The sequence below is a fragment of the Flavobacterium sp. genome (genome assembly GCF_021151785.1).
In the GTDB taxonomy this organism is placed as follows: Bacteria; Bacteroidota; Bacteroidia; order Flavobacteriales; family Flavobacteriaceae; genus Flavobacterium.
Window position 1 is genome coordinate 1 of sequence record NZ_JAGKWP010000079.1, and the last position, 10,581, is coordinate 10,581.

The 10,581-nt window shown below is 29.3% G+C and carries 11 protein-coding genes; 4 read left to right on the plus strand and 7 right to left on the minus strand.

What is annotated here, in order from left to right:
* Positions 1 to 65 precede the first annotated feature (65 nt).
* Positions 66 to 638, minus strand: a complete 573-nt coding sequence (locus QZ824_RS08670; protein ID WP_291275624.1) for a 1-acyl-sn-glycerol-3-phosphate acyltransferase — start codon at positions 636 to 638, stop codon at positions 66 to 68.
* Positions 639 to 691: 53 nt separating this feature from the next.
* On the opposite strand from QZ824_RS08670, the gene QZ824_RS08675 reads away from it, so the two are divergent.
* Both QZ824_RS08675 and QZ824_RS08680 read left to right on the plus strand, forming a co-directional pair.
* Positions 692 to 1,357: a spermidine synthase gene (locus QZ824_RS08675; protein ID WP_291275625.1), complete on the plus strand. Its 666-nt coding sequence runs from the start codon at positions 692 to 694 to the stop codon at positions 1,355 to 1,357.
* A gap of 37 nt (positions 1,358 to 1,394) precedes the next feature.
* Complete coding sequence (locus tag QZ824_RS08680; RefSeq protein WP_291275626.1) at positions 1,395 to 2,111, plus strand: potassium channel family protein; 717 nt, start codon at positions 1,395 to 1,397, stop codon at positions 2,109 to 2,111.
* Here QZ824_RS08680 and QZ824_RS08685 read toward each other — a convergent pair.
* The 3 genes from QZ824_RS08685 to QZ824_RS08695 all read right to left on the minus strand — a co-directional run bounded on the left by QZ824_RS08685 (position 2,108) and on the right by QZ824_RS08695 (position 5,357).
* The gene (locus QZ824_RS08685) at positions 2,108 to 3,082 is read right to left on the minus strand and encodes a YitT family protein (RefSeq protein ID WP_291275627.1); all 975 of its coding nucleotides are present in this window, start codon (positions 3,080 to 3,082) and stop codon (positions 2,108 to 2,110) included. The genes QZ824_RS08680 and QZ824_RS08685 overlap by 4 nt on opposite strands.
* Before the next feature lie 70 nt (positions 3,083 to 3,152).
* Positions 3,153 to 3,896, minus strand: a complete 744-nt coding sequence (gene kdsB, locus QZ824_RS08690) for a 3-deoxy-manno-octulosonate cytidylyltransferase (RefSeq protein WP_291275628.1) — start codon at positions 3,894 to 3,896, stop codon at positions 3,153 to 3,155.
* Between the two features lie 36 nt (positions 3,897 to 3,932).
* Positions 3,933 to 5,357: an AAA family ATPase gene (locus tag QZ824_RS08695; protein WP_291275634.1), complete on the minus strand. Its 1,425-nt coding sequence runs from the start codon at positions 5,355 to 5,357 to the stop codon at positions 3,933 to 3,935.
* Between the two features lie 121 nt (positions 5,358 to 5,478).
* Between QZ824_RS08695 and QZ824_RS08700 the strand changes: the two genes are divergently transcribed.
* Both QZ824_RS08700 and rsmD read left to right on the plus strand, forming a co-directional pair.
* Positions 5,479 to 6,282, plus strand: a complete 804-nt coding sequence (locus QZ824_RS08700) for a DUF3822 family protein (RefSeq protein ID WP_291275629.1) — start codon at positions 5,479 to 5,481, stop codon at positions 6,280 to 6,282.
* Positions 6,279 to 6,896, plus strand: coding sequence for a 16S rRNA (guanine(966)-N(2))-methyltransferase RsmD (gene rsmD / locus QZ824_RS08705; protein ID WP_291275630.1), 618 nt, complete (start codon positions 6,279 to 6,281; stop codon positions 6,894 to 6,896). The genes QZ824_RS08700 and rsmD overlap by 4 nt, the downstream gene beginning before the upstream one ends.
* 28 nt (positions 6,897 to 6,924) lie before the next feature.
* Here the strand turns inward: rsmD and QZ824_RS08710 are convergent, their stop codons facing one another.
* Genes QZ824_RS08710 through QZ824_RS08720 form a run of 3 tightly spaced genes read right to left on the minus strand, consistent with a single transcriptional unit; the run spans position 6,925 to position 10,414 of the window.
* The gene (locus QZ824_RS08710; RefSeq protein WP_291275631.1) at positions 6,925 to 7,815 is read right to left on the minus strand and encodes a rod shape-determining protein; all 891 of its coding nucleotides are present in this window, start codon (positions 7,813 to 7,815) and stop codon (positions 6,925 to 6,927) included.
* 6 nt (positions 7,816 to 7,821) lie between these two features.
* Positions 7,822 to 9,918, minus strand: coding sequence for a polyphosphate kinase 1 (gene ppk1, locus QZ824_RS08715; RefSeq protein ID WP_291275632.1), 2,097 nt, complete (start codon positions 9,916 to 9,918; stop codon positions 7,822 to 7,824).
* Positions 9,902 to 10,414 carry a histidine phosphatase family protein gene (locus tag QZ824_RS08720; RefSeq protein WP_291275633.1) on the minus strand — a complete coding sequence of 171 codons (513 nt, stop codon included), beginning with the start codon at positions 10,412 to 10,414 and terminating at the stop codon, positions 9,902 to 9,904. Before QZ824_RS08720 ends, ppk1 begins: the two co-directional genes overlap by 17 nt.
* Between the last annotated feature and the right edge of the window lie 167 nt (positions 10,415 to 10,581).

A 10,581-nucleotide genomic window follows, 5' to 3' on the forward strand; every position in this document is an offset into this window, starting at 1 on the left:
TTCTGAATGAGGCCAATCCTGTTCTTTAATATCGTTAGGAATAGATTTATCCTTTTCTTTCATAGTTACTTTGTTGTTAGTATTTTCGTTGGAGAATAACTAAATTCTTTCTTTTTCCCTTGAATTCCTTCAAATTTACTTTCTAAAAATTTTAAATCTGTTTCAAAATTACCTGTAATTTGAAAAGGATCAGCCACTATAATTTTTTTATTCCCCCAATCAAATGCTACAGGAACTATAGGAACATTCGCTTTTTGTGCAATATAATAAAAACCTGTTTTCCATTCTGTTACTTTTTTTCTTGTTCCTTCTGGAGCAATAGCAAGCCTAAATGTGTCTTTTTGTGCAAATATTTTTGCAATAGAATCTACCTTATTTTCATTTTTTTGTCGATTTAATGGTGTACCGCCCATCCATGAAAAATAATAATTTAAAGGAAAAATGAATAATTCTTTTTTACCCACCCAATTAATATCAATACCAAGTACACCTCTTGTCATAACTCCAATAAAAAAATCAAACCAACTGGTGTGAGGTACTACTATAAAGACACACTTTTTTAAATTTTTATCGAATGTTCCTTCTTGTTTCCAACCTAATAAGGTAAAGAATATAAATTGATATATTTTTTGTCTCATTTCTTATGTATAAGTTGGCAAATTTAATTTATATTTACCTAGTTTCTTTGATTATGTTAAAAAAAATACTGAGTTACCTCTATCCTATTACCGTTTATTCTGAAAAATCTATTATAAGTAAAGAATTAAAAATACTTCTATACAACGGTAACTATTTACTAGATACCACTAATACCAATTATTCTTATGGTAGTTTAGAAAAAGTATTGAAGAAAGGATTGAATTTTATAGGCAATAAAATTATTCAAGAGAAGAGAAACATTCTAGTTATGGGTGTTGCAGGCGGAAGCGTGATAAAAACGTTAGTCAATGACTTTAATTGTAATCAACCAATCACTGGTATTGAGCTAGATGCAAATATAATTCGATTAGCAAATAAATATTTTGAATTAAATAAAATCCCAAATTTTAATTGTATCATCGATGATGCGCAACATTTTATCGCTCATTCAGATCAAAATTTTGATCTTATCATTATCGATATTTTTGAAGACATGAGCATGCCTGACTTCTTATTTGAATCTAAATTTATTAACAATTATAAAAAAAGACTCTCTAACAAAGGACATATTATTTTTAACATGATGTGGAGTGGACCTGACAAAAGAGATAAAATTTCCAATTTTTTAAATCATTTTGAAGATAAAAATTATCAAATTCAACATTTAAAATCTGTTGAAAAATACAATGATTTATTTGTTATTCAATCATTAGATTAACCTAAAAGTAGTATCTTTAATTGTTAAAATAACCTATATGAAATCATTTTTTAAAAAATTATTGTTAGGTAAAATTTCAACTAGAGATAGAAAACCTGCAAAAATTAGTCCTATAAAAAAAAGAATATTAAATATTCGTTCTATATGGAACAATGATCATCAAGATGACAACGGAATTGAAAAATTGTTTCGCTTATTTTTAGCTATTTCACAATTATTGTTTCCAGGTGTTTACATTAAACAAATGGCTAACAAATATGGACGTGAATATCAAGATTTAGCAATGGATGTCTACATTTTAATTAAACTTAGTTTGCCCTATTTTATTTTAATTAATGGATGGCAAAACAGGATTATTCTTGTTGTTATTATGATTTATTTTTTAATTGAAACAGCCTTATACATTCCTATGTTAATATTTGCCTCTGATATGTTGTCAAGACCACGTTCTTATAAACGATCTATGATGTTACTCTTCTTGAATTATGTAGAAATTGTATCGGCATTTGCTGTCTTATACACACTTGGTGACAATATGAATCAACACTTTACACATTGGTTTGATGCTGTTTACTTTAGTGTAATCACCTCTAATTCACTAGGATATGGAGATTATCATCCTGTTAGTCTATTTGGAAAAGTATTAGCAAGTATTCAAACGATGTTTTTCTTATCTTTTTTAGTTCTTTTTATTAATTTCTTTTCAAATAATGTAAAAACAAAAGGGTATTTTGATCATGAAAACAATGATTAATGTAAAGGTCGTTTTTTTATCATTCCTCCTTTAGTATCTTTAACACTATTCATCACAATAAAAGCATTGGGTTCAATTTTCTCTATCTCAGTATTTAAACGATTTAACTCTAATCGTGTAACTACCGTATAGAGTATATCGGTCTCTTTAGTTTCACCACGTTTACCGTAACCTTTTTTTCCACTATACACAGTTACACCGCGCCCCATTTTTTCAATAATCATTTGTCTTATTTCTTCATTATTTGAAGAAATAATAGTAACTCCAATATATTCATCAATCCCCTCTACAATAAAGTCTAATGTTTTGGAAGCTGATAAATATGTAATCATGGAGTAAAGAGCTACTTCTATACCTAAAAAATAAGCCGCAGTACTAAAAATAATTACATTAATTACAATAATAACGTCTCCTATAGTTGTCCCGAATTTCCGACTTAAATAAATTGCTAATACCTCAGTTCCATCAATTACGGCACCTCCCCTAACCGCAAAACCGATTCCTGCCCCTAAAAAGAAACCACCAAAAATGGCAACTAATAAATTATCATTGGTCACATTTGGAAAAGAAACAGTAGCTAAAACTAATGACAAACCAGCTATGGCTACAGCCGTTTTTATTGCAAATTTTTTGCTTACTACTTTATATCCCATCAAAACAAAAGGAATATTTACAACCACAATTAATATAGGTAAAGGTATTTTTGTAATTGCTGATATTAATAAAGAAATTCCAGTAGCACCTCCATCAATGAAATCATTGGTCAATAGAAAACCTTTAAATCCAAAAGCAGCAGAAAAGATACCCAGAGTGATTAAAAAAAAATCTTTCCCCGCACGTTTGATTAAAATTAATAAAATTCGATAAGCTTTGGCTAACTGATAATCAGAAAAATGTTTTGTTTTTTGATTAACCGTTTTTTTGTCTCTTAAAATAGTTTGGGCTAATACTTCTTTTAAAAATGCTTTCATATACAATATTGATTTTGGCTTGGTCTACAATATACAAAATCAAAAGCAAAATGAAAAACAATTCAATAGATTAACGTCGATTTAACTCTTTTAAAAGTTGTTTAGCTTTTTCTAAATCTTCAGGAGTATCGATACCTATACTTCCATGATTGGTCTCAATCATTTTAATACGTTTACCATACTCTAAATAGCGAAGTTGTTCTAATTTTTCTGAAGCTTCTAAAGATAACATAGGCCATTTATAAAAATCTAATAGTGCTTCTTTTCTAAATGCATAAATACCAATATGTTTCATGTACCGCACCCCAACATTTCTTTCTCTTGGATAAGGAATAACAGAACGAGAGAAATATAGAGCAAAATTTTGTTGATCTACAACCACCTTAACATTATTTGGATTATTAATTTCATCTTCTTCCGTAATTTCAAACATTAAAGAAGCTAAATCTATTTTTTTTTCTTTATCTTGTTTAAATGCTTCAATAATTTGTTCTAAAGGTTTAGCATCGATAAAAGGTTCATCACCTTGTACGTTAATTACTATATCTACATCCAATTGTTTTACTGCTTCGGCAATACGATCACTACCACTTTCATGTTCTTTTTTGCTCATGATTGCATTTCCACCATTTGAAACAATATTATCATAAATTATATAAGAATCTGTTACAACAAAAACATCATCAAATAAACCTGAAATCACAGCCGCTTCATAAGTCCTTAAAATAACTGTTTTACCTCCTAAGTCTTGCATTAATTTAGCAGGGAAACGAGTAGAAGCATAACGAGCAGGTATAACAGCAATGATTTTCATGATAGTATATTTTTAACAAAAATAAGATTTTGGAAATTAATTCTCAAAAAACTCGTCTTTAAATCCTATTAAATACAATTTATCTTTTGCACGTGTAATAGCAGTATATAACCAACGAATATATTCTACATCAACACCATCGGGTAAATAAGGTTGTTCCACAAAAACGGTTTGCCATTGACCACCCTGAGATTTGTGACAGGTAATGGCATAGGAAAACTTAACTTGAAGAGCATTAAAATAAGGATTAGCTTTTACTTTTTGTAATTTTTTATATTGATAAGGTTCATCTGCATAGTCTAATAAAACTTCTTGATACAATCGATTGGATTGTTCATAGGTTAAAGAAGGTGATTCACTAGTTATTGTATCTAATAACAAAACGGTATCAAAAGATTCTTGATTAGGGTAATCAATCATTCGAACCGTAACTTCTGCAAATCTAAAACCATACAACTCTTTGATTTTTCTTATGGCTAAAACTTCAATAATATCGCCATTAGCAATGAAACCCGCCTCTGATTTTTCTGTTAACCAAAAATAATTATTTTTCACAACCATTAATAAATCACCTGCTGATAATTCGTTCTCTTTTCCTAAAATTTTAGCTCTTATTTGTTGATTATATTGATTTGCTCTTTTGTTAGAACGAACAATAAAAGCCGTATCTTCTATACTGAAATTATAAAATGCTTGATGGATGGCATCCTCAATTTCATAGCCGTCTTGTAAACGGATAATGTCTTTGAAACGATTTAATTTAAATTCAAAACCAGCAATAAATTGTTTTTTCAGTAATGAACGTAAAGCAGTAGCATTATATAAAATTCCAGATTTTTCAGATTGTCGCATCACTTCATCTAATTCAATATGATGCATTTCTTTTTGATAGTTAATTGACAAGGAATCTATTTCAAGAGCAGGGCTTACTACTGAATTTACCGGAGGTAACTGGGCCGTATCTCCTACTAAAATAATACGGCAATTTTGTCCGGCATACACATAGAACAACAAATCGTCTAATAATGAACCATTTTCATAACGACTCATTTCATTTTGAGCATCTGAAATCATAGATGCTTCATCAACTATGAATACAGTATCCTTAAACTTATTGGCTTGCATGACAAACCCTACGCCTCCATTTTTATTTTTTTTTGGAAAATAGATTCTTTTATGTATGGTGTATGCTTGTCTTTCGGCATATCCTGCCATTACTTTAGCTGCTCTACCTGTAGGAGCCAATAAAACTGCTTTTTGTCCAATTAGATGTAAATAATTTACTAAAACCGAAATCAAAGTTGTTTTTCCTGTTCCAGCATATCCTTTTAAAACAAAAATAGCTTCATCACCTGATAACATTAAATATTCTGTAATTTTTTGATAGAAAATTTGTTGTTGAAGTGTGGGTTCAAATGGAAATTGTTCAATAAGGATTTTATAAAATTGGGAAGGCGTCATGTTTGGATTTTGGTCTGTAAATAATACAAGTGATTGATGTAAAAGTATTTTTTGGTTTTCCCTTACTACAACTACTCGATTTTTCACAAATTTATGTAAATTTGCTCAATAAACCTATTTCATGGAATTAGATATTACACAGAAATCATACAAAAAATTAAGTTTTGAAGTGGCTCCTACAGGGGTTTCGTTTTGTGTTTTCGATTTAATTTCGCAGCATGTTTTACATTATAAGCATTATGACATTGATCCAAACAACGTGCTAGAAGAAGCCTTATGGAAAGTATTTGTTGAAAACCCCATTTTAGCAGAGCGTTATGATGAAATTGTTGTATTACATAATTCAAATTTAAATACTTTTGTTCCAACTTCTTTATTTGATCCCAATCACTTAGGAAGTTACATTCAATATGACAGTAAGGTGTTTGAAACAGATTATTTTGCTTATGATTATTTAGACACCTATGAGTTGAATAATGTTTTTATTCCCTACACACCAATAAATAACTACTTACTCGATCATTACGATTCATTTGATTATAAAAATTGTAATTCTATTTTTGTCAAAAAAGCACTAGATTATTCAAAAAACAAAGATTTTAAACAAGTTTGGGTCCATTTCCAAAAAGATAGATTTGAAATTGTGGTAACAAAAAATCAACAATTATTATTATTTAATACATTTTTATATCAAACATTAGAAGATTTTATCTATTTCTTATTATTTACCTACGAGCAATTACAATTAAATCCTGAAGTAGTACCAATACAATTTATTGGAGCTATTTCTGAAGATAATGATTATTTCAAAATGGCTTATCGATATATAAGAAATTGTACCATACTAGATGTAACAGCTTTGCAAAACACACTACAAGTAAATAAAAAAGCTATTTTACGTCATTTTATTTTATTTCATTCATGAGAATTATTTCAGGAAAATTTAAAGGGAAACGCCTTCAAGCTCCAAAAAGCTTACCCGTTCGTCCTACCACAGACATGGCTAAGGAAGCTTTATTCAATATTTTAAATAACCATTTTAACTTTCAGGATTTAAAAATTTTAGATTTATTTGCTGGAACTGGAAACATTAGTTATGAATTTGCTTCAAGAGGTGCTGCACCTATTTTGTGCATTGATGCTGATTTTGGTTGTATAAATTACATTAAGAAAATAGCAAATGAATTAGATTTTGACATTACTACTATTAAAAGTGACGTTTATAAATTTTTAGAAAAAAACAATAGTACTTATGACCTTATCTTTGCTGATCCTCCCTATCACTTAGAACAAAAAGATTTTGAAAAAATTGTGCACTTGGTATTTGAAAGAAACTTACTTGAAGATATAGGTATGCTAATTATTGAACATTCAAAAGATACGAAACTAGAACATTTAGATCATTTTGCTTTTTCTAGAAGTTATGGCGGAACAACTTTTTCATTTTTTGAAATAGAAGATACAGATGACGAAAGTGATGATGAATATGAAGATGAAGATGATTGGTATGATGATGAAGTAGAAGACAATACTAAATAATGAAATAGCCTCTTTTTTGAGGCTATTTTTATATCATTTGATAATACATTGCTTTAACGATACCATCAGACAAACCAATTTTTGGAACATAAATATTTTTAGCACCACTCCAACGCATAGCTCTTAGATAAATAGTTAGCGCAGGTATAATTACATCAGCACGGTCAGTATTTAAACCTAACTCAGCAATTCTTTGCTCATAAGTCAGTGAATTCAAATAATCAAATTGACTTTTCAAATACTTATAAGAAAGTGGTTTCTCTTGTGCTTTTCCTGACAACTTAAATGTTTTATTAATATTTCCACCAGAACCAATTAAAATAATATCATCAATTCCTTCAGTATTTGTTTTAATCCACTTTTCAATTTCCTGCCAAACAACATCATTAACCATATTATTTAATAGACGAACCGTTCCATTTTTAAATGACTTAGAAACCACCATTTTACCATTTGAAAACAAAGAAAACTCAGTACTACCACCGCCTACATCCACATATAAGTAGTTTTCATTCGTTTTGATAAATTGATGTAAATCCGATGAAGCTATGATGGCAGCTTCTTTTTTCCCATCAATAATGTCAATTTTAATATCTGCTTTTTTCTTAATGATTTCTGTAACTTCTTTACCATTATATGCTTCTCGCATAGCAGAAGTAGCACAAGCCATATACTTTTCTACCTTATAAACTTTCATTAACAATTTAAAAGCCTTCATAGCATCGACCATACGTTCAATATTTTCCCCTGAAATTTCCCCAACTGTGAAAGCATCTTGCCCTAAACGAATAGGAACTCGAATTAAAGCACTTTTATTAAATTGTGCTTCTTTATCTTTTTGTTCTACAATATTAGTTATTAACAGCCTCATAGCATTAGAACCAATATCAATGGCTGCATATTTTTTTATTTGAATCATGAATAGTTATATGGTTTCTGAAATTACTTCAATTTTATTTTTATAATATTTGTACATTTCTTGTTGAGCCCGGAAAATTTTCTCTTCACCACCTTTTCTGTACTTATTTTCAAAATGTTGTGAATGTAAACGTGCTTTCACATTAGCCTTCCAATTTATTTCAAAGGAATCTATTAAATTTTGTTTGATATCATTATCATAAATAGGACAAGTAACTTCCACACGAGCATCTATATTTCTAGTCATAAAATCTGCTGATGAGATAAACACTTCAGGATTGCCATCATTGGCAAAAATATAGATCCTAGAATGCTCTAAATAATGATCAACTATGCTAATGGCTTCAATGTTTTCACTTAAACCAACAACTCCTGGAATCAAACAACATATTCCTCTTATAACCAATTGTATTTTAACACCTGCCTGACTCGCTTCATATAGTTTATCAATCATTTTATAATCCGATAAACTATTCATTTTTAATTTAATAAAAGCTACTTTCGCTTCTTTAGCATTTTTTATTTCTCTATCAATCAATTTTACAAATCTACTTCTTGTGTAATGAGGAGAAACAATCAAATGTTTATAACGATGAACTCTGTAATTCACTTCAAAAAAATCAAATACTTTAGAAGCGTCTTTTAAAATTCTATTGTCACTAGTAAATAAAGTTACATCAGTATAAACACGAGCTGAATTTTCATTGAAATTCCCAGTAGAAATAAAACCATAACGTTTAACTACATCATTCTCCAAACGTTCAACTACACATAATTTACTATGCACTTTTAATCCTTTTACTCCAAAAATTAAATGAACTCCTTCTTCTTGCATTTGCTGAGCATAAGAAATATTACTGGCTTCATCAAAACGAGCTTGTAACTCAATTTGAACCACTACTTTTTTACCATTTTTAGCTGCATTAATTAATGAACTTACAATTTGAGAATTGCTAGCTAAACGATACAAAGTAATACTAATTGATTGTACATGAGGATCTAAAGCAGCCTCTCTTAAAAACCGAATGACATAGGAAAAAGATTGATATGGAGTGTGCAATAAATAATCTTTTTCGCTGATACTTTTTAACATACTTCCTTCTAGACTTAATCCTGGAATTGTAAGAGGTACATTTTGTTTTTGCAATAAATCATAACGTCCTAGATTAGGAAAATCCATATAATCACGTCTATTATGATATCTACCTCCAGGAATAATAGAATCTGTACTATCAATCTTCATTCGAGTTAAAAAAAACTCTAAAGTATCTTTCTCAATTGATTGATCATATACAAAACGAACTGGCTCACCTACTCTTCTTTCCTTAACACTATCAGAAATTTTTTCTATAAAACTTTTACTTAAATCACTATCAAATTCTAACTGAGCATCACGTGTTATTTTAATCATATGAGCCGCTATACTCTCATACTCGAAAATATTAAAAATACTATGCAAGTTATAACGAATGACATCATCGAGCAAAATAATATATTGCTTTTCATTAGAGGAAGGTAAAACCACAAAACGATTAATTGTTTTAGGAATTTCTACAATGGCATATCGTACCTCTTTAGCAGATAAGAACTTAGAAATGACATTACCAGATGTTGGTTTCATTACTAATTTAACTGCTAAATAACCTGAAGTATCTTTAATCAAAGGAAACTCAGTCAAATCATTTAACATAATAGTGACTAAGGCAGGACTAACTTTTTGATGAAAAAATTCTTTAATAAACGTTTTTTGTTCTTTATTAATTTGTTTTTCATTAATGATAAAAATCCCTTCCTTCTCTAACTTTTTTTCAATGTCATTTAAAATTCGCAAACTCTCTGATTGTTGTTCAATAACAATTTCAGTGATGTCTTTCAACAATTGTTCTGCTGTGATGGAACCTAATATATGTTTGGTTTCCACACCTTCATGACTCATTCTACGAATAGCAGCATATCGAACTCGGAAAAATTCATCTAAATTATTTGAAAAAATACCTAAAAATCGTAATCGATCTAGCAAGGGTACACTTTGATCTGCTGCTTCTTGTAATACTCTTGCGTTAAAAGCTAACCAACTTTTTTCTCTATCAATGTATGTATTCATCTTTATTATAGGCTCTTAATTGTTTAGGGAAAAGCACCTCTTTAGTAGTTCCCTTGGTAATATCTTTCCAATGTTCATTTAAAAATTTAATTTGAACAACACCGGAAGTCGGAACATTATCAATAGGTTTATCTCCAAACATATTTACAAATTTAGTAATCGCTTCATTATGTCCAAAAAGAATAATATTCTCAAAACAGTCTTTACACGATTGAATAGTTTGAGCTAATTCCTTAACATCAAAGGTATATAAATCCTCCCTAAAGATAATGCTTTCCATTGGAATTAGTAAATTTTGAGCAAAAATATAAGAGGTTTCCCTTGCTCTTCTCGCAACACTGCTCCAAACAATAAACTTTGGTGGTAAAAAAGCACTAATATGATTTGAAATTAGCAGCGCATCTTGTATGCCTCGCTTTGCAAGAGGTCTATCTATATCGCTCAAAGGAAAATCCCAACTTGACTTGGCATGACGAATTAAAATTACACTTTTCATGAATTAAGAATTAAAAGTTGTTTTTAAATTTCTTAAATTTATGAAATAATTAATTTCGTTTGAATACTTAAGGTGAAAAATTAGAAGAATTACCAATAAAATATTTTAACATTACTTTTTTACAAAAAAATCTAATTTATTAGGTTAAAATTACCAATAGATAGTTA

Excerpts from the sequence above, each read along its gene's own strand:
- QZ824_RS08670 (WP_291275624.1), bottom strand. The coding sequence starts at position 638 with ATGAGACAAAAAATATATCAATTTATATTCTTTACCTTATTAGGTTGG.
- QZ824_RS08675 (WP_291275625.1), top strand. The coding sequence starts at position 692 with ATGTTAAAAAAAATACTGAGTTACCTCTATCCTATTACCGTTTATTCT.
- QZ824_RS08680 (WP_291275626.1), top strand. The coding sequence starts at position 1,395 with ATGAAATCATTTTTTAAAAAATTATTGTTAGGTAAAATTTCAACTAGA.
- QZ824_RS08685 (WP_291275627.1), bottom strand. The coding sequence starts at position 3,082 with ATGAAAGCATTTTTAAAAGAAGTATTAGCCCAAACTATTTTAAGAGAC.
- kdsB (WP_291275628.1), bottom strand. The coding sequence starts at position 3,896 with ATGAAAATCATTGCTGTTATACCTGCTCGTTATGCTTCTACTCGTTTC.
- QZ824_RS08695 (WP_291275634.1), bottom strand. The coding sequence starts at position 5,357 with ATGACGCCTTCCCAATTTTATAAAATCCTTATTGAACAATTTCCATTT.
- QZ824_RS08700 (WP_291275629.1), top strand. The coding sequence starts at position 5,479 with ATGGAATTAGATATTACACAGAAATCATACAAAAAATTAAGTTTTGAA.
- rsmD (WP_291275630.1), top strand. The coding sequence starts at position 6,279 with ATGAGAATTATTTCAGGAAAATTTAAAGGGAAACGCCTTCAAGCTCCA.
- QZ824_RS08710 (WP_291275631.1), bottom strand. The coding sequence starts at position 7,815 with ATGATTCAAATAAAAAAATATGCAGCCATTGATATTGGTTCTAATGCT.
- ppk1 (WP_291275632.1), bottom strand. The coding sequence starts at position 9,918 with ATGAATACATACATTGATAGAGAAAAAAGTTGGTTAGCTTTTAACGCA.
- QZ824_RS08720 (WP_291275633.1), bottom strand. The coding sequence starts at position 10,414 with ATGAAAAGTGTAATTTTAATTCGTCATGCCAAGTCAAGTTGGGATTTT.